This is a genomic window from Macromonas bipunctata, assembly GCF_002837135.1.
Taxonomy (GTDB): domain Bacteria; phylum Pseudomonadota; class Gammaproteobacteria; order Burkholderiales; family Burkholderiaceae_C; genus Macromonas_A; species Macromonas_A bipunctata.
The window spans coordinates 1-19,040 of sequence record NZ_NWBQ01000051.1; the positions used below are offsets into that span (position 1 = coordinate 1).

The window sequence follows — 19,040 nt, forward strand, 5'->3', positions numbered from 1 at the left end:
TGCTGCCGCCATCGAAGCGGCCCTCGATCTTGCGTCGGCCCAGTCGGCCAAAATCAATCACGCCAACCTCATCGGCAGTTGTTTGCGGTGTACAGTTTGGTTTCGGCATTGCCCGTCCTCTCATCCAGATTCGATACCTCGATGTTCGGGCATTTCAAGGGCAATGTCGTCCTCATTTCTACGGGCTATGGTGAAATATCCGGGCTAGAGCCGTGAGGCCGCGCCGTTGGGCTCACGCAGCACTCGGCTGGCGGGCAGCACGATGCGGAACGTGGAGCCCTGGCCCAGCGTGCTTTGGATGTGCAGCGTACCGCCGTGGCGTTGCACCGCGTGCTTGACGATGGCCAGCCCCAGCCCGGTGCCGCCGGTCTCGCGCGAACGGCTGCGATCCACGCGGTAGAAACGCTCGGTCAGGCGCGGCAGGTGCTCCGGCGCAATGCCGGGGCCGGTGTCGGTGACGCAAAACTCCACGCCGCCATCGGCCAGGAACTGCCAGCCCGCGTCGATCCGGCCTCCGGCGGGGGTGTAGCGCACGGCGTTGTTCATCAGGTTCGAGAGCGCGCTGTGCAGCTCGCTGCGCGTGCCCGCAATCTGGAACGGCGGACACGGCCTGGCCTCCACAACGTGGTGGCCCTGCACCAGCAGGTCCGACAGCGAACGCGCCTCCTGCACCACCTGCAGCAGCAGGTCGTGGGCCGGAATCCACTCCGACGGCCCCAGGTTGGAGCCATCGTCCAGGCGCGACAAGGTCAGCAGGTCAATCACCAGCGTCTGTATGCGCTGGGCCTGCTGGTTCATCAGCGCCAGGTAGCGGTGGCGCTCCTCGGGGGAGAGGTCGAGGTGGATCATGGTCTCGACAAAACCACTCAGCACCGTCAGCGGGGTGCGGATCTCGTGCGACACGTTGGCCACGAAGTCGCGGCGCATCGCTTCGGCCAGCTGCAGGGCGGTCACATCGCGGGTCAGCATGAGTCGGCGCCCCTTGGCGTACGGGTGGATCTGGATCGACACCCGCTGCGGGTGCGGGCCCTGGGTCTGGCGGCCCTCGATCTCGACCGGCTGGCGAAAGTCGCCCGCCTTGAGGTAGCCGGTGAACACCGGGTCGCGCACCAGGTTGGTGATGTACTGCAGCAGGTCGCGCTGCGGATCGAACCCGAGGTGGGCCGCCGCCGTTTCGTTGCACCATTCGATGGCGCTGTTCTTGTTGAGCAGCACCACGCCGTTGGGCGAGGCCTGGATGGCGGCCAGGAATTCGTTGAGCCGGGTCTCGCTTTTCTTGGCCTTGCGGTCCAGCGCCTTGAGGCTTTTGCGCGTGCGCTGCACCACTTCACCCCACACCGAGGCCGGGTGCGGCGGCCGCGCCGGGTAGCCCTGGCGCAACCACGCCAGCACGCGGTGGGCGCGCCCGTTGTCCAGCGCCAGCCAGGCCAGGCTGCCCGCGCCGGCGCCCAGCACACCCGGCCAGGGGCTGCCGGGGGCCAGGTAGGCCGCCGAAGCACCGCCCACCAGGGTCAGCGCCAGCAGCTCGGCAACGCGCCGGGTCATGGTGCGGTGCTGCTCGCACCCGCTTGGGCACCCGCCGCGGGCACTTGCACCACCGGTTTGGGCACCACCACTTGGGCGGTCAGGCGGTAGCCCGCTCCGCGCACGGTTTCGATCATGGCGCCCGCATCGCCCAGCGACTCGCGCAGGCGCTTGACGTGTACGTCCACCGTGCGTTCCTCGATGAAGACGTGGTCGCCCCAGATGCGGTCCAGCAGCGTGCCACGGGTGTGGACGCGCTCGGGGTGCTTCATGAAGTAGTGCAGCAGCTTGAACTCGGTCGGCCCCACTTTGAGCTCGCGCCCGTGGCAGCTGACGCGGTAGGTGCCCGCGTCCAGCGTCAATGCGCCCACTTGCACCGCATCGTTGACGATCTCGGGCGCGCGCCGGCGCAGCACCGCACGGATGCGCGCCAGCAGCTCCTGGGTCGAGAACGGCTTGGTGATGTAGTCGTCGGCGCCGGCGTCCAGGCCCTGCACCTTGTCGGACTCCTCGATGCGTGCCGTCAGCATGATGAGCGGCACCGCCTTGGTGCGCTCGTGCTGGCGCCAGCGCCGGGCCAGCACCACGCCGCTGTCGCCGGGCAGCATCCAGTCCAGCAGAATCACGTCGGGCAGCACAGCGTCAATCTCGCGCTGCGCGGCTTGGCCATCAAAGACCACCGTGGGCGCAAAACCGTTGTGCCGCAGGTTGACGGCGATCAGCTCGGCAATGGCAGGCTCATCCTCCACCACCAACACTCGCGGCAGTTTTCTCATTGCAGCGCCGCCTCCCGTTGCTCAGGGGTGGTGTGGCGCACATCGGTACCACGCACAATGTAGATGGTGGCTTCGGCAATGTTCTTGGCGTGGTCGCCAATGCGCTCCACCGCCTTGGCCAAAAACAGCAGGTTCAGGCTGGGCGAGATGGTGCGCGGGTCTTCCATCATGTAGGTGATGAGCTTGCGCAGGAAGCCGTCGTACTCGGCGTCCAGGTGCAGGTCGTCGTTGATGATGGCCAGCGAGGCTTCCACGTCCAGCCGCGCAAAGGCGTCCAGCACCTTGCGCAGCGCGCCGGTGGCCAGCTCGGAGGCCACGCGCAGCTCCGAGGTCGGCAGGGAGCGTGGCATGCCGCTGTCGATGATGGACTTGACCATGCACGCAATGCGCGTGGCCTCGTCCCCGGCGCGCTCCAAGTTGGCGGTGGTCTTGGACACGCCAATCAGCAGGCGCAAGTCGCGCGCGGTGGGCTGGCGCCGACCGATGACGGAAGAGATCTCGCGGTCAATCTCGATCTCCATGCTGTCGACCTTGTCCTCCAGCTTCATCACCTGGTCGGCGGTTTCCACGCTCAGGTGTTGCAGGGCGTAGATGGCCTGGTGCAGTTGCGACTCCACCATGCCCCCCATCTGCAGCACCAGGGTCGAGATCTGGCCCAGCTCCACATCGAACTGGCTCGAGAGGTGTTTTTCCGGCATATCAACCAAACCTTCCGGTGATGTAGTCTTCGGTCTCGGTGCGCTGGGGCTTGAAGAAGATCTGCTCGGTGGAGCCGAACTCGATCAGGTTGCCCAGGTACATGTAGGCGGTGTAGTCGCTGCAACGCGCGGCCTGCTGCATGTTGTGGGTCACGATCACCACGGTGTAGTCGTTCTTGAGCTCCAGGATCAGCTCCTCGACCTTGGCGGTCGAGATCGGATCCAGCGCCGAGCAGGGCTCGTCGAGCAACAGCACCTCGGGCTTGATGGCGATGCCACGCGCGATGCACAGGCGCTGCTGCTGCCCGCCCGACAGGCCGGAGCCGTTCTGGTTGAGCTTGTCCTTGACCTCGTTCCACAGCGCGGCCTTGCGCAGCGCCCATTCCACGCGCTCCTCCATCTCGGAGGCCGACAGGTTCTCGAACAGCTTGACGCCGTAGGCGATGTTGTCGTAGATCGACATCGGAAACGGCGTGGGCTTCTGGAACACCATGCCGACCTTGGCACGAATCAGCGTGATGTCTTCTTTCGAGGTCAGCAAGTTCTCGCCATCCAACAAAATCTCGCCCTCGGCGCGCTGCTCGGGGTAAAGCTCGAACATGCGGTTGAAGGTACGCAACAAGGTGGACTTGCCGCAGCCCGACGGGCCGATGAAGGCGGTGACCTTGTTGGCCGGAATTTCCATCGACACGCTCTTGAGGGCGTGGAACTTGCCGTAGTAGAAGTTCAGGTTGCGGACCGACAGCTTGGAGGTCTCGGCGGCGGTGTTGGCGGGTGCGGTGGCACTCATGGATCAATCCTTTTTACGAAACAGCAACCGGGCCAGGATGTTGAGCAACAACACGCCCATGGTGATGAGGAACACGCCAGCCCAGGCCAGCTCTTGCCAGTTCTGGAACGGACTCATGGCAAATTTGAAGATCGTGACCGGCAAGCTGGCCATAGGCTGGCTCAGGTCGCTGGTCCAGAACTGGTTGGACAGCGCCGTGAACAGCAGCGGTGCGGTCTCGCCCGTCACACGCGCCACCGCCAGCAAGATGCCGGTGACGACACCCGCCTGCGACGAGCGCAGCGTGATGTTCATGACAACACGCCATTTGGGTGTGCCCAGGGCGTAGGCGGCCTCGCGCAGCGCCGAAGGCACCAGCGACAGCATGTTCTCGGTGGTGCGGATCACGACCGGAATCACCAGCAGTGCCAGCGCCACCACACCGGCCCAGGCCGAGAAGCTCTTGACCTGGTCCACCACCATGGCGTACACGAACAAGCCAATTACAATGGACGGTGCCGACAACAAAATGTCGTTGATAAAGCGCGTGGTGCGGCCCAGCCAAGTGCTGGTGCCGTACTCGGCCAGGTAGATGCCCGCCATCACGCCCACTGGGGTGCCAATGACGGTGGCCAGACCGACCATGGTCAACGAGCCGAAGATGGCGTTGGCCAGACCACCGCCGGGTTCGTTGGGCGGCGGGGTCATCTCGGTGAAGAGCGACCAGCTCAGGCCCGCCACGCCCAGGCGGAAGATCTCGAACAAAATCCACAACAGCCACACCAGACCAAAGGCCATGGCACCGTAGCACAGCGTGAGTGCCACCAGGTTGACCAGCTTGCGCCGGCCATACTTGGCCAGACGCTGGCGTTGTTGTTCGGGGGTAAATACGCCAGTGCTCATGAACGGCTCCCTTCGTTCTTTTTCAGGCGCAGCAGCAGCACCTTGGACAAGGCCAGCACCACAAAAGTGATGAAGAACAACACAAGACCCAGGTAAATCAAGGACGCTTGGTGCAAACCGGCGGTGGCTTCGGCAAATTCGTTGGCCAGCGCCGAGGTGATGCTGTTGGCCGCCTCGAACAGCGACAGCGAGTCGAGCTGGTTGAAGTTGCCGATCACGAACGTGACCGCCATCGTCTCGCCCAGCGCACGGCCCAGGCCCAGCATGACGCCGCCAATCACGCCCACCTTGGTAAAGGGCAGCACGATCTTGAAAGCGACCTCCCAGGTGGTGGCACCCAGCGCGTAGGCCGATTCCTTGAGCATGGGCGGGGTGACTTCGAACACATCGCGCATCACCGAGGCGATGAACGGGATGATCATGATGGCCAGGATGATGCCGGCCGACAGGATGCCGATACCCACCGGTGCGCCCGAGAACAGCGCCCCCAGCACCGGCACCTCGCCAAACCAGCTTTGCAGCGGGCCTTGCACGTAGGTGGCCAGCAGCGGCGCAAACACCAGCAGGCCCCACATGCCGTACACGATGGACGGGATGGCGGCCAGCAGCTCGATGGCCACGCCCAGCGGGCGGCGCAGCCAGCGCGGCGAGAGTTCGGTCAGGAACAAGGCGATGCCAAAACTCACGGGCACCGCAATCAGCAGCGCGATGAACGAGGTCATCAGCGTACCGTAGATCATGACCAGGCCGCCGTAGGCGTCCTGCACGGGATCCCATTCGGTGCGCCAGAAAAAGCTGATGCCGTACTCCTTGATGGCGGGCCAGGCGCCCTGCACCAGAGAGACCATGATGGCCACGAGCAGCATCAGCGTCAGCACGGCCGAGCCGCGCGCCAGACCGGCAAAAATCTGGTCGGGCAAGCGGCTGGAGCGGCGTTTTTGGGGGGATGGTGAAGAAGCCATCTGGGTTTTGGAAGCCAATTGGGGGCTGGAGGAAACGGCAATGCTCATGCGAACATCCTTGTTGAAACGGTGTGGCAGCCGTGGCACCAGGCCAGGGCTGCCACACCGCAAGCCCAGAGGCTGTTACTTGTAGGCCACCGGCTTGCCAGCGGCGTCGGTGATCTTGGCCCAGGAGTCACGCACCTGTTGCTTCACCACGTCGGGCATCGGCACGTAGTCCAGGTCGTCGGCCATCTTGTCGCCATTGGCGTAGGCCCAGTTGAAGAACTTGAGCGCGGCAGCGGCTTGCTCCGGCTTGTCCTGCTTGGCGTGCATCAGGATGTAAGTCGGGTTGGTGATGGGCCATGCGTCCTTGCCCGGCTGCTCGGTGGTGATCTGGTAGAAGGTTTGCTTCCAGTTGGCACCGGCGGCGGCGGCCTTGAAGGCGCTGTCGCTCGGCGGCACAAAGTTGCCGTCCTTGTTCTTGAGCAGGGTGTAGGTCAGCTTGTTTTGCTTGACGTAGGCGTATTCCAGGTAGCCAATGGAGTTGGGCAGGCGTTGCAGGAACGCGGCCACGCCTTCGTTGCCCTTGCCACCGGCGCCCAGCGGCCAGTTGACGGCGGTGCCTTCACCAACCTTGGCCTTCCAGTCGGCGTTGACCTTGGACAGGTAGTTGGTGAACACGAAGGTGGTGCCCGAACCGTCGGCGCGGCGCACCACGGCAATGGTGGCGTCCGGCAGCGGCACGCCGGGGTTGAGCGCCATGATGGCCGGGTCGTTCCACTTGGTGATCTTGCCCAGGTAGATGTCGCCCAGCACCTGGCCGGTCATCTTGACCTGGCCCGGCTGGATGCCCTTGACGTTGATGACCGGCACCACGCCGCCGATCACCGCCGGAAACTGCACCAGGCCGTCCTTGGCCAGCTCTTCGTCCTTGAGCGGCATGTCGGAGGCGCCGAAGTCCACCGTCTTGCCACGGATCTGGCGCAGGCCAGCGCCCGAGCCCACCGACTGGTAGTTGATGCGCACGCCGGTGGCCTTGTTGTAGGCGTCGGCCCACTTGGCGTACACGGGGGCCGGAAAGGTGGCACCGGCACCGGTCACGTCTTGCGCCAGGGCGGGGGCACTGAAGGCGGCCAGGGTCAGCACGGCGGCACAGGTCTTGGTGAAGTTCAGGTTCATGGTATGGAAGTCTCGGGGCGAGAGAAAAAAAGGACAAGTGCGGCCACTTTAGAAAGGTTTGATGTCAGAAATATGACGAATTGACCACAAAACGTAGACATATGGTGGGGCGTGCGGCAACGCTTGTCACGCAGGGAAAACGTGGGGCAACGGTGCTATGCTTGCCCGCACTTTGGAGCACGAACACGATGGAAAACGGAACTTTGCTGGCTGCGGTTGACCTAGGGTCCAACAGCTTTCGTCTGGAAATTGGCCGCTACGATTCGGGCCACATCGAGCGGGTCGAGTACCTGAAAGAGACGGTGCGCCAGGGCAGCGGCCTGGACGAGCACAAGAACCTGAGCCTGGTGGCCATGGAGCGCGGCTGGGAATGCCTGGCGCGCTTTGCCGAGCGGCTGCAAGGCTTCCAGAAGCACCAGGTGCGCGCCGTGGCCACGCAAACCCTGCGCGAGGCACGCAACCGCGACGACTTTGTGCGCAAGGCGCAGCAGGTGCTGGGCTTTGGCATCGAGGTGGTGTCGGGGCACGAGGAAGCGCGCCTGATCTACCAGGGCGTGTCGCGCCTGCTGCCGCAATCGGACGAGCGCCGCCTGGTGGTGGACATTGGCGGGCGCTCCACCGAGCTGATCCTGGGCCAGGGCTTTGGCGCGCGCCAGATGGAGTCGTTCCGGCTGGGCAGCGTGGCGTGGTCCACGCGCTACTTTCCGCACGGCCAGCTCACCGCCGCCCACATGCAGACCGCCGAAGTGGCGGCCAAGGCGGTGCTGGACGAGGCGCTGGACCTGTTCTCGGCGTCGGAATGGGACGTGGCCTACGGCTCCTCGGGCACGGTGGGTGCGGTGGCCGAGATCCTGGCCGCCAACGGCTGGCCCGCCGGCACCATTGGCCGCGACGGGCTGGACTGGCTGACCGAACGCCTGCTGCGCGCCGGCCACGTCGATGAATTGCGGCTCGAAGGCCTGAAAGACGACCGCCGCGCCGTGATTGGCGGCGGCGTAAGCGTGCTGCGCGCCATTTTTGACTTGTTCCAGCTGCCGCACCTGCTGCGCGCCGAAGGCGCCCTGCGCCAGGGCGCGCTGTACGACCTGATCGACCGCGAAAGCGACACCACCGACGTGCGCGAGCGCACGGTGCGCTGGCTGCGCGAACGCTTTGGCGCCGATGCGGCCCAGGCGCAGCGTGTCGGCTACGTCAGCACCACGCTGTTTGCCCAGGTGGCCGCACCCGACCCCAAGAACGGGCGCTACTCGCAGAAGCTGGCCTGGGCGTCGCAGCTGCACGAGATTGGCGCCCACATCTCGCACGAGGACGCGCACCGCCACGGCGCCTACATCCTGGACCATGTGGACGCACCGGGCTTTTCAATGCCGGAGCTGCACCGCATGAGCCAGCTGGTGCTGGGCCAGCGCGGCAAGCTGCGCAAGCTGGGGCAGGAACTGGCCGACGACGAACTGCTGGCCAAGCAGCTGCTGTGCCTGCGGCTGGCGGTGCTGCTGTGCCACGCGCGGCGCGACCCGGCCATTGACGCACTGCACGTGAGCTACCACGAGCGCAGCTTCACCCTGAGCACCGCGCCGGGCTGGGCGCGGCAGTACCCGCAATCGGCCTGGTTGCTGGAAGAAGAGGTCAGCGCCTGGCAAAAGACCGACTGGAAGTTCAGCGTCGACTGGCGCTGATCCTGCCACGGGGCGCCCCAGCGGCGCCCCAGGCGCACCTACAGCAGTTCAGGCGTCTGCACCGTCCACAGCACGGTTTGGCGCACGCCATGGCGCTCTCGGGTGCGCAGCCACCAGATGGAGCCCTTGCGCACCGCGCATTCTTCCTCGCGCAGCCCCAGCAGGCGCGCCACCACCCGGCCCAGCGTGGGCTGGTGCCCCACCACCAGCATGGGGTGGCGGGACTCGGGCCAATGCACCAGTTGCAGCAGCTCGTCGGGCGAGGCGTCGGGGCGCAGCTCGTCGCGCAGGCGGTACTCGCGCCCCAGCGCCAGCACGGTCTGCTCGGTGCGCACCGCCGGGCTGCTCCAGACGCGCACCCCTTCGGGCAGGTGCCGGTTGAGCCACGCCGCCATGCGCGCGGCCTGCTTGTCGCCCTTGGGCGTGAGGCGGCGCGAGAGGTCGTTGCCCGCGCTCTCGCCCAGTTCTTCCTGCTCCACCAGGTCTTCGGCCTCGGCGTGGCGCCACAAAATCAGGTCCATGACGTTTACTCCTTGCTGCTGCCGTAACGCGCCATCAGCTGCGCTTGCGCGGTGTGCGTGGCGGCGCTGCGGCTGCGCGCCTTGCTGGGGGGGGTGGCACGGGCATACACACCATCGGGCTGCAGCAACCAGGCGTCGGCGTTGTCGTGCAAGTACACCTCCAGGCATTCCTGGATGATGCGCTGGCGCAAGGCCGCATCGGTCACGGGCCAGGCCAGCTCGATGCGGCGCAGCATATTGCGGTTCATCCAGTCGGCGCTGGACAGCCACAACTCTTCCTTCTCGCCCATGCGGAAGTAGAACACCCGCGAGTGCTCCAGCAAGCGCCCGATGATGGAGCGCACCTGCACGTTGTCGGTCACGCCCGGCATGCCGGCGGGCAGGATGCAGGCACCGCGCACGATCACGTCCACCTTCACGCCCGCCTGCGACGCCAGCGCCAGCGCGCGCGCCAGCGGCTCGTCGGTCAGCGCATTCATCTTGAGCACGATGCGCGCCGGCTCGCCGCGCTTGGCGGCCGCAGCGGCGGCCTCCATCTTGTCCAGCATCGCCTTGTGCAGGTGGAACGGCGCAATCATGGCCTTGTTCAGCCTGGGCAGGCGGTTCTGGCTGGCCAGGTGCAAAAAGATGTGATCCAGATCCGCGGCCAGGGCCTCGTCGGCGGTCAGGTAGCTCAGGTCGGTGTAGAGCTTGGCGGTGCCGGGGTTGTAGTTGCCGGTGGACACGTGCGCGTAGCGGCGGATCTGGCCGTCCTCGCGCCGCGTCACCAGCAGCATCTTGGCGTGGGTCTTGAGCCCCACCACGCCATACACCACCTGCGCGCCCACCGACTCCAGCAGCTCCGCGTTGTTGATGTTGGCCTCCTCGTCAAAGCGGGCCTTGAGCTCCACCACCGCCGTCACTTCCTTGCCCCGGCGCACCGCCTCGCGCAGCAGGTCGGTCATCTCGCTCTTGCTGCCGGTGCGGTAGATGGTCTGCTTGATGGCCAGCACGCTGGGGTCTTCCACCGCCTCGCGCAAGAAGGCCAGCACCGCATCAAAGCTCTCGTAGGGCTGGTGGATCAGCACATCGCCCTGCTTGAGCCGCTCGAAGAACGACTGCCCGGGCGTGAGCTGCACCGGCCAGCCCGGCTGGTAGCGCTCGAACCGCAACGCGGGCGCGTCCACCAGGTCGATCAGCTGGGTCAGGCGCACCAGGTTCACCGGCCCCGGCACGCGGTACAGCGACGCAGCGGGCAGCGCAAACTGCTGCAGCAAGAAGTCGGACAGGAACTCCGAGCACCCCGCCGACACCTCCAGCCGCAGCGCGCGACCGTAGTGGCGCTGTTGCAGGCCCATGCGCAGCGCGGTGCGCAGGTTCTTCACCTCCTCCTCGTCCACCGCCAGGTCGGAATGGCGCGTGACGCGGAACTGCGAGAACTCCGTCACCTGCCGCCCCGGGAACAAGTCTCCCAGGTGCGATCGGATCACGCTCGAGATCGACACGAAATGCACCTGCTTGGAGCCGCTGATGGCCGGCATGCGGATGTAGCGCGGCAGCGCACGCGGCACCTTGACGATGGCCACCTCATTCTCGCGGCCAAAGGCGTCGCGCCCGGCCAGCCGCACAATGAAGTTGAGCGACTTGTTGGCCACCTGCGGAAACGGGTGCGACGGATCCAGCCCGATGGGCAGCAGCAGCGGCTGCACCTCGCGCTGGAAGAATTCCTTGACCCAGCGGCGCTGGCGCGGGTTGCGCTGGCTGTGTGCCACCATCTTGATACCACGCTTCTCCAACGCGGGCAACAACTGTTCGTTGTAAATGGCGTACTGCTGCGCCACCACCTCGTGGACTTTGGCCGACAGGGCTGCGTAAGTACGCGCCGTCACGGCACCGCGCTGCTCATTGCTGACCTGTGCCGTCAAGTGCGGCGCAAAACGTACCTCAAAAAACTCGTCGAGGTTGGACGACACAATGCACAGGTAGCGCAAACGCTCCAGCAACGGCACCTCAGAACGGCGCGCCCAGTCCAGCACCCGCTCATTGAAGGCCAGAATGCTGTGGTCGCGGTCAAGGAAAGGGACTTTGGTGTGGGAAGAAAGGGCACTCATAACCGGTGCAGTTTATATAAGACTGTGAAGAAGACGGTATTTTTTGGTGTTTTAGTGAACTTTTGATGAAAAATTCAAGACAATAGCCTTTCAGGGCACACAAAATCGCCCCAACTGCAAAATATTTGTCATCCGCTTGCCATCAAGCATCCTGAGAATGGTTTGCACCACGGCCTCTGCAGGGCCATCTCTGCCCCGCGTGCCCGCACATTTCTCCCACCGTTTCTCCAACTTGGTTTGTTTTACCCCATGAATACCACCGTCGACACCAGCATGATCGAAAACGTCACCTTTGACGAAATCCAGATCGGCCAAAACGCCCGCATGGTGCGCACCTTGACGCAACAGGACATCGAAGCCTTTGCCGCCGTCTCGGGCGACACCAACCCGGCCCACTTGGACGCTGAATACGCCGATGCCACCCTGTTTCACGGCATCATTGGCCACGGCATGTGGGGCGGCGCACTGATCTCGGCACTGCTGGGCACCGTGTTCCCAGGCCCCGGCACCATCTACTTGGAACAAAACCTGCACTTCACCCGCCCGGTGCGTGTGGGCGACACCCTGACCATCAACGTCACGGTATTGACACGCGACGAAGCCAAAAAATCCATCGAACTGGACTGCCAAGTCACCAACCAAAACGGCGTACGTGTGCTGTACGGTCTGGCCCGTGTGATGGCCCCGACACAAAAAGTGCGCCGTCCGCGCATCCAAGCCCCCACCATCCAACTGTTTGACCCGCACGCCCGCCTCAACGATTTGCTGGCCTTGGGGGCCGACATGCCGCCCGCCCGTTGTGGCGTGGTACACCCGTGCGATGTGGAATCGCTGCGCGGTGCCATGCAAGCCGCCGAGCACAACCTGATTGTGCCGGTGCTGATTGCCCCCGAAGCCAAACTGCACGCCGTGGCCAAAGAAGCGGGCATCAGCTTGGAAGGCGTGGAAATCATCAACGTCGAACACAGCCACGAAGCGGCCCAAGTCGCCGCCAAAATGGCCGCCGCCAAGCAACTCGAAGCCCTGATGAAAGGCAGCCTGCACACCGACGAACTGATCCACGCCGTCGTCACCTGCCCGGCGCTGCGCACGGGCCGCCGCATGTCGCACGTGTTCCGTTTTGACGTACCCGCGTACAGCAAACCGCTGCTCATCACCGATGCCGCACTCAACATCAACCCCGGATTGAAAGAAAAAGTCGACATCGTGCAAAACGCGATCGACTTTGCCCACATCCTGGGCACGCCCAACCCCAAGGTGGCGCTGCTGTCGGCGGTCGAGACCGTCAACCCCAACATCCCGTCCACGCTCGACGCCGCTGCGCTGTGCAAGATGGCCGATCGGGGCCAGATCAAGGGCGGCACGCTCGACGGCCCGCTGGCGTTCGACAACGCCATCTCCGCCGTGGCCGCGCGCATCAAGCACATCGAGTCCGACGTGGCCGGTGACGCCGACATCCTGGTGGTGCCCGACCTCGAATCGGGCAACATGCTGGCCAAGCAGCTCGAATACCTGGGCGGCGCCAGCACCTCCGGCATCGTGCTGGGTGCGCGCGTGCCGATCGCCCTGACCAGCCGCGCCGATGGTGCCTCCACCCGCATGGCCTCGGCCCTGCTGGCCAAGCTGGTGGCGCACCACAACCGCCAGAACCAGGCCTGAACACGCGCCCCAGTGCGCCAACACGCACCAAGTGTCAAACCTTCTTCACGGGTTTGACACCTTGCGCGGCTAACCTTGCGGGCATTGTCCTGACGATTTTTCCTTTTTGGCATGCACACCCCCGAACACCACGACGACCTGCTCAAACGCATTGAGCGCGACCTGATCGACGGCTACGACGAAGAGCTCGAACTCGAGATCGAAGACCGCAACATGAGCGGCCCGGCCGAATCGCTGGGCGTGGGCGACACCGACGCCGACAAGAGCCGGCGCATGGCCTACTTCCGCGAGCTGTTCAAGCTGCAGGGCGAACTCGTCAAGCTGCAGGACTGGGTGTCGCACCACAAGAAGAAAGTCGTGATCCTGTTCGAGGGCCGTGACGCCGCTGGCAAGGGTGGCGTCATCAAGCGCATCACGCAGCGGCTCAACCCGCGCGTGTGCCGCGTGGTGGCCCTGCCCGCCCCCAACGACCGCGAACGCACGCAGTGGTACTTCCAGCGTTACGCCTCGCACCTGCCCGCCGGGGGCGAGATCGTGCTGTTCGACCGCAGCTGGTACAACCGCGCCGGGGTCGAGAAGGTCATGGGCTTTTGCAACGACGACGAGTACGAGGAATTCTTCCGCTCGGTGCCCGAATTCGAGCGCATGCTGGTGCGCTCGGGCATCACGCTGATCAAGTACTGGTTCTCCATCAGCGACGACGAGCAGCACCTGCGCTTCCTGGGCCGCATCCACGACCCGCTCAAGCAGTGGAAGCTCAGCCCGATGGACCTGGAAAGCCGCCGCCGCTGGGAGGACTACACCCAGGTCAAGGAAACCATGCTGGAACGCACCCACATCCCGGAAGCCCCGTGGTGGGTGGTGCCCGCCGACGACAAGAAGAAGGCGCGGCTCAACTGCATCCAGCACCTGCTGTCACACTTCAACTACCACGAGATCGAACGGCCTGAAGTCGTGTTGCCCACCCGCGTGCGCAACCCCGACTACATCCGCCACCCCGTGCCGGACGACATGATCGTGCCGGAAATCTACTGACCTCCCCCCGATACCTGCGAAACGACCTTCCCATGGCCATTGTTCTGACGCTCAACGCCGGTTCCTCATCGGTCAAGTTCTCTGTCTACACCCAAATCCCGGCCGGGCTGGAGCCGCTGGCGGCTGGCCAGGTCGAAGGCCTGGGCGCCAAGGCGCACTTTGCCGTCAAGACCGCCGCTGGCGAACGCCACGAGCACTTCTTTGAAGACCACAGCGGCAGCGCCGACCACAGTGTGGCCATCCGCGCCATCCTGGACTGGCTGCAAAGCCGCTACAGCGAACAGCCCGTGGTGGCCGTGGGCCACCGCGTGGTGCACGGCGGCGTGGAATTCGTGCAGCCCGTGGCGATTGACGACAACATCATGGCGCAGTTGGAGCGCCTGGTGCCATTGGCCCCGCTGCACCAGCCGCACAACCTGGCCGGTGTGCGCGCCGCCCTGGCCGCGTTGCCCGACGCGCTGCAGGTGGCCTGCTTCGACACCGCGTTCCACCGCACCCACTCCTACGTGGCCGACACCTTTGCCCTGCCGCGCAGCTACTACGACCAGGGCATCCGCCGCTACGGCTTCCACGGCCTGTCGTACGAGTTCATCGTGCGCCAACTGCGCCAGCAGGAACCCGAACTCGCCAAGGGCCGCGTCATCGTGGCGCACCTGGGCAACGGGGCCTCGATGTGCGCCATCCTGGACGGCAAGTCGGTCGCCTCCACCATGGGCTTTACTGCGCTGGACGGCATGCCCATGGGCACGCGCTGCGGCCAAATCGACCCCGGCGTGCTGCTGTACCTGCTGACGCACTACGGCATGAGCGCCGACCAGATCACCGACCTGCTGTACAAGAACTCCGGCCTCAAGGGCTTGTCGGGCCTGTCGCAGGACGTGCGCGAACTCGAAGCCGCCAACACCCAGGCCGCGCGCGACGCGCTGGCCTACTTCACCGACCGTGGCCGCCGCGAGATCGGTGGCCTGGCCGCCAGCATCGGCGGGCTGGACGCGCTGGTGCTCACCGGCGGCATTGGCGAACACGCCGCCAGCGTGCGCGAAAGCCTGCTGCACGACATGGGCTGGCTGGGCATTGAACTCGACACCGAAGCCAACCGCGCCGGTCAAGGCGTCATCAGCCGCCCCGGCTCGCCGGTCAAGGTGCTGGTCATGGCCACCGACGAAGAACGCATGCTGGCCGAACACGCCGCGCGCGTGGCGGGCATCCTGCACTGAGCCACACCCTTTTTCTCCCTTTTCATTCATCCAAGCAAGGACACTTCATGAACACGACTTTTGTTGACCCCAGCGCCCTCGATCCCCTGCCCAAGGTGTGGGACGAGAACACCCGCATCGGCGACATGCTCAAGGGCAAGCGCGGTCTGGTGGTGGGCGTGGCCAACGACCACAGCATCGCCTTTGGCTGCGCCGCCAAGCTGCGCGCCTTCGGCGCCGAAGTGGCACTGACCTACCTCAACGACAAGTCCAAGACCTACGTCGAACCGCTGGCCAAGCAGATCGACGCCGACCTGCTGCTGCCGCTGGATGTGACCCAGCCCGGCCAGGTGCAAGCCGTGTTCGAGCAGATCCGCGAAAAGTGGGGCTCGATCGACTTCATCATCCACTCCATCGCCTTTGCGCCCAAGGACGACTTGCACGGCCGCATCACCGACTGCTCGCGCGACGGCTTCGTGCAAGCCATGCAGATCTCCTGCCACTCGCTGATCGAGATCGCGCACCACGCCGAGCCTATGCTCAACCCGGGCGGCGCCATCATCACCATGAGCTACTACGGCGCCGACAAGGTGGTGGAGCACTACAACATGATGGGCCCGGTCAAGGCCGCGCTGGAATCGACCGTGCGCTACATGGCCAAGGATCTGGGCGAAAAAGACGTGCGCGTATTCGCCGTGTCACCCGGCCCGCTGCGCACCCGCGCCTCGTCGGGCATCAACCACTTTGACGAGCTGATCGAGATGGCCACCACCCGCTCGCCGGGCCGCCGCCTGGTGGACATTGCCGAGGTGGGCCGCGTGGTGGCATTCCTCGTCAGCGGCAGCGCCTCGGGCATGACCGGCGACGTGATCTACGTGGACGCCGGCCTGCACATCATGGCCTGACCTGGTGGATCGGTGGCCCTGGCGGCCACCACCACGGCACCACACACATCGGCCTTGCTGGCAACGGCAAGGCCGATGCCTTTTGGGGGATTCACTTTTGCAAGCCGACGGTCGGCATTTTCATACCCGCGTCATACAATGGACGTTACGAAATTGCAACGGTTGCCAAGGTCATGAACGATAACCATCCCCTGAACGTCCTGTTTTTGTGTGTCCACAACGCTGCCCGCAGCATTCTGGCCGAGGCGGTGCTCAACCACATCGGTGGTGCGCGCTTCCGCGCCTGGTCGGCGGGCACGCACTGCACCCCCGACCACCAGCCGCACCCGCTGGCACTGGAGGCGCTGCACAGCGCGGGCATCGACACCACAGGCCTGCGCAGCAAGAACTGGGACGAATTCATGGGCGCCGACGCCCCGGCGCTGGATCTGGTCATCACCGTGTGCGACACCGCAGCAGGCGAGCCCTGCCCCACCTGGCCCGGCCAGCCTGCCATCGCCCACTGGAGCTACCCCGACCCCTCGCTGGTCGAAGGCAGCCACGAACACCAGCTCGAAGCCTTCAAGCACACCATGCACGCCTTGCACCAGCGCATGGAGCTGCTGATGAGCCTGCCGCTGTCGCGGCTGGACAAGCTGATGCTGGAAACCGAAGCCAAGCGCTTGGCACAGCACTGACCACGCCGCCGCCCCGACAGCAGAACGCGGTGGGGGTGGCCGCGTTCGTGCTGCCCGCCAATCAGGTGTTGGCTGCGGCCTGGGCCGCCATCTGCTGCGCCAATGCCTGGGCTTGGGCCGCATCACGCGCTTCCACCATGATGCGCAACAGCGGCTCGGTACCGCTGGCGCGGATCAGCACCCGGCCCTCCGCCCCCAGTTGCTGCTCGGCTTGCACGATGGCTTCCTGCAACCCAGTGTTGGCTTTCCAGTCCTGCCCCGGCTGCAGGCGCACGTTCACCAACGTCTGCGGGAACAGCGTCACGCCTTGCAACAGATCGGCCAGCGCAACACCACTGCGCACACAGGCCTGCAACACCTGCAGCGCCGACACTAGGCCATCGCCGGTGGTGTGCTTGTCGAGCACCAGCAGATGGCCGGAGCCCTCGCCGCCCAGCGTCCAGTGGTGGCGGTGCAGCTCCTCCAGCACATAGCGGTCGCCCACCTTGGCGCGCACAAACTGCACGCCCTTGGCACGCAAGGCCAGCTCCACCGCCATGTTGGTCATCAGCGTGCCCACCACGCCGGGCACCACCTGGTCGCGCCCCAGCCGCTCGTTGGCCAGCACGTACAGCAGCTCGTCGCCGTTGTAGAGGCGGCCTGCGGCGTCCACAACCTGCAGGCGGTCGGCATCGCCGTCCAGCGCAATGCCCACATCGGCCTGGTGCTGCAACACCGCCGCTACCAGCGCCTCGGGGTGCGTAGCGCCCACACCCTGGTTGATGTTCAACCCGTCCGGCTGGCAACCAATGGCAATGACTTCTGCGCCCAGCTCGTGGAACACCTTCGGCGCGATGTGGTACGCCGCACCGTGCGCGGCATCCACCACAATCTTCATGCCTTTGAGCGTTAACTCGTTGCCAAACGTGCTCTTGCAAAACTCGATGTAACGCCCAGCAGCATCGTCCAACCGGCGGGTCTTGCCCAGGCTGGCCGAATCGACCCACACCGGCGGCTCGTTCAGGGCCGCTTCCACCTCCAGCTCCCAGGCGTCGGGCAGCTTGTTACCCTGGGCGCTGAAGAACTTGATGCCGTTGTCGGCAAACGGGTTGTGGCTGGCCGAAATCACCACGCCCAGGCTGGCGCGCTGCGCCCGCGTGAGGTACGCCACCGCCGGCGTGGGCACCGGCCCCAGCAGCACCACATCCACCCCCGCCGAGTTGAAGCCCGACTCCAGCGCCGACTCCAGCATGTAGCCCGAAATGCGAGTGTCCTTGCCGATCAGCACCGTCGGATGCGCCTCGGTGCGCTTGAGCACGCGCCCCACCGCATGGGCCAGCCGCAGCACAAAGTCGGGCGTGATCGGGGCTTGTCCCACCGTGCCACGTATGCCATCGGTACCAAAATAGTGACGTTGCATTGTTAAATCCTGTCCGTGTTGTAATCTGACCTGATTTTATTTTCAATGATCCATGCTGCTGCGCATCGTTGCCATTTTGTTTCCGTTGTTTGCCATCGCGGCCTTGGGCTACGCCATCGGGCACCAGCGCCAGCCCGACATGGCGCACGCCAACCAGCTCAACATCGACGTGTTCGTGCCCGCGCTGGTGTTTGCGGCCATGACGCGGCAGGGCTTCCACGTCAACGCCCACTGGCCGCTGCTGTTCGCCACCTTTGTGGTGATTGCGGGCTCGGGCGTGGTGGGCTGGGCCATTGCGCGCGGGCTGGGCATGGCCCCCAAGACGCTGGTGCCCACCCTGATGTTCAACAACTGCGGCAACCTGGGCCTGCCACTGGCTGTGCTGGCGTTTGGCGAGCAAGCGCTGGCCCCCGCCGTGGTGATGTTCGTGGTGTCCAACATCATGCACTTCTCGTTCGGCAGTTGGTACCTGAACCAGCAGATGGCCTGGTCATCGGTCTGGAAATCGCCCACCGTGATCGCGTCGGTGGCCGGGCTGGCGGTCAACGCCGCAGGCTGGAGCATCTGGCCGCCGCTGCTGACCGCCATCAAAATGGTCGGCGACATCTCGATCCCGCTGATGCTGTTTGCGCTGGGCGTGCGGCTGGCGCAATCGCAAATCCAGGCGGTGGGCATTGGCATGCTGGGCGCCACGCTGCGGCCCGTGGTGGGCATGGTGCTGGCTTGGGGCACCGCCACTGCCATGCAACTGCCAGCACAAGAACAGGCGCTGCTGCTGGTGTTTGGTGCCCTGCCGCCCGCTGTGCTCAACTACATGTTTGCCGAACGCTACCAGCAGGAACCCGAGAAAGTGGCTTCGATGGTGCTGGTCGGCAACGTGGCCGCCCTGCTCTTCCTACCGATCGCACTGGCCTTGGCCCTGCCCTGAGCACAGAATCACCCCGCAACTGACCCACCCGGCAGACACTTCAGGGCAATCGCATTTACCCCCGAGGCCGTAGCCCCAGCAGTGCCGCACGGTAGTCGGCGTTGCGGTCGGCGGTTTGACGTCGGCTGTGCAGGCTGCGCTTGGGGTAGCGGGTGTCCTGG

17 protein-coding genes are annotated in these 19,040 nt (G+C 65.1%); 7 read left to right on the top strand and 10 right to left on the bottom strand.

Going from position 1 to position 19,040, the window contains the following annotated elements; genetic code table 11:
• Positions 1-204: 204 nt before the first annotated feature.
• The 7 genes from phoR to pstS form a co-directional block, all read right to left on the bottom strand.
• Positions 205-1,545 carry a phosphate regulon sensor histidine kinase PhoR gene (gene phoR, locus CON76_RS07675; protein WP_101102779.1) on the bottom strand — a complete coding sequence of 447 codons (1,341 nt, stop codon included), beginning with the start codon at positions 1,543-1,545 and terminating at the stop codon, positions 205-207.
• A complete protein-coding gene (gene phoB, locus CON76_RS07680) occupies positions 1,542-2,300 on the bottom strand; it encodes a phosphate regulon transcriptional regulator PhoB (RefSeq protein WP_101102780.1) in 759 nt (252 codons plus the stop codon). Before phoB ends, phoR begins: the two co-directional genes overlap by 4 nt.
• The gene (gene phoU / locus CON76_RS07685) at positions 2,297-2,998 is read right to left on the bottom strand and encodes a phosphate signaling complex protein PhoU (protein ID WP_101102781.1); all 702 of its coding nucleotides are present in this window, start codon (positions 2,996-2,998) and stop codon (positions 2,297-2,299) included. The genes phoB and phoU overlap by 4 nt, the downstream gene beginning before the upstream one ends.
• Before the next feature lies 1 nt (position 2,999).
• Positions 3,000-3,788, bottom strand: coding sequence for a phosphate ABC transporter ATP-binding protein PstB (gene pstB, locus CON76_RS07690; RefSeq protein ID WP_101102782.1), 789 nt, complete (start codon positions 3,786-3,788; stop codon positions 3,000-3,002).
• Positions 3,789-3,791: 3 nt separating this feature from the next.
• Positions 3,792-4,670 (bottom strand): phosphate ABC transporter permease PstA, encoded by an 879-nt coding sequence (gene pstA / locus CON76_RS07695; RefSeq protein WP_101102783.1) that lies wholly within the window; start codon positions 4,668-4,670, stop codon positions 3,792-3,794.
• On the bottom strand, positions 4,667-5,632 hold the full coding sequence (gene pstC, locus CON76_RS07700) for a phosphate ABC transporter permease PstC (RefSeq protein ID WP_240592808.1): 966 nt from the start codon (positions 5,630-5,632) through the stop codon (positions 4,667-4,669). Before pstC ends, pstA begins: the two co-directional genes overlap by 4 nt.
• A gap of 123 nt (positions 5,633-5,755) precedes the next feature.
• A complete protein-coding gene (gene pstS, locus CON76_RS07705; protein WP_101102785.1) occupies positions 5,756-6,793 on the bottom strand; it encodes a phosphate ABC transporter substrate-binding protein PstS in 1,038 nt (345 codons plus the stop codon).
• A 188-nt stretch (positions 6,794-6,981) separates the two neighbouring features.
• Between pstS and CON76_RS07710 the strand changes: the two genes are divergently transcribed.
• On the top strand, positions 6,982-8,469 hold the full coding sequence (locus CON76_RS07710; RefSeq protein ID WP_101102786.1) for a Ppx/GppA phosphatase family protein: 1,488 nt from the start codon (positions 6,982-6,984) through the stop codon (positions 8,467-8,469).
• 38 nt (positions 8,470-8,507) lie between these two features.
• Here the strand turns inward: CON76_RS07710 and CON76_RS07715 are convergent, their stop codons facing one another.
• Together CON76_RS07715 and ppk1 are read right to left on the bottom strand one after the other, a co-directional pair.
• Complete coding sequence (locus tag CON76_RS07715; RefSeq protein ID WP_101102787.1) at positions 8,508-8,990, bottom strand: SixA phosphatase family protein; 483 nt, start codon at positions 8,988-8,990, stop codon at positions 8,508-8,510.
• 5 nt (positions 8,991-8,995) lie between these two features.
• On the bottom strand, positions 8,996-11,080 hold the full coding sequence (gene ppk1 / locus CON76_RS07720; protein ID WP_101102788.1) for a polyphosphate kinase 1: 2,085 nt from the start codon (positions 11,078-11,080) through the stop codon (positions 8,996-8,998).
• 249 nt (positions 11,081-11,329) lie between these two features.
• Between ppk1 and CON76_RS07725 the strand changes: the two genes are divergently transcribed.
• From CON76_RS07725 to CON76_RS07745, 5 genes are all read left to right on the top strand, one after another.
• On the top strand, positions 11,330-12,739 hold the full coding sequence (locus tag CON76_RS07725) for a bifunctional enoyl-CoA hydratase/phosphate acetyltransferase (RefSeq protein WP_101102789.1): 1,410 nt from the start codon (positions 11,330-11,332) through the stop codon (positions 12,737-12,739).
• A 111-nt stretch (positions 12,740-12,850) separates the two neighbouring features.
• Positions 12,851-13,774, top strand: coding sequence for a polyphosphate kinase 2 (gene ppk2, locus CON76_RS07730; RefSeq protein ID WP_101102790.1), 924 nt, complete (start codon positions 12,851-12,853; stop codon positions 13,772-13,774).
• Between the two features lie 32 nt (positions 13,775-13,806).
• Complete coding sequence (locus tag CON76_RS07735) at positions 13,807-14,991, top strand: acetate/propionate family kinase (RefSeq protein ID WP_101102791.1); 1,185 nt, start codon at positions 13,807-13,809, stop codon at positions 14,989-14,991.
• Positions 14,992-15,116: 125 nt separating this feature from the next.
• Positions 15,117-15,875 (top strand): enoyl-ACP reductase FabI, encoded by a 759-nt coding sequence (gene fabI / locus CON76_RS07740; protein ID WP_101102795.1) that lies wholly within the window; start codon positions 15,117-15,119, stop codon positions 15,873-15,875.
• A 173-nt stretch (positions 15,876-16,048) separates the two neighbouring features.
• Positions 16,049-16,552, top strand: coding sequence for an arsenate reductase ArsC (locus CON76_RS07745; RefSeq protein ID WP_101102792.1), 504 nt, complete (start codon positions 16,049-16,051; stop codon positions 16,550-16,552).
• 61 nt (positions 16,553-16,613) lie between these two features.
• On the opposite strand, the gene glmM is transcribed toward CON76_RS07745, so the two are convergent.
• Positions 16,614-17,951: a phosphoglucosamine mutase gene (gene glmM / locus CON76_RS07750; protein ID WP_101102793.1), complete on the bottom strand. Its 1,338-nt coding sequence runs from the start codon at positions 17,949-17,951 to the stop codon at positions 16,614-16,616.
• A 52-nt stretch (positions 17,952-18,003) separates the two neighbouring features.
• On the opposite strand from glmM, the gene CON76_RS07755 reads away from it, so the two are divergent.
• Positions 18,004-18,879 (top strand): AEC family transporter, encoded by an 876-nt coding sequence (locus tag CON76_RS07755; protein WP_101102794.1) that lies wholly within the window; start codon positions 18,004-18,006, stop codon positions 18,877-18,879.
• Positions 18,880-19,040 lie beyond the last annotated feature (161 nt).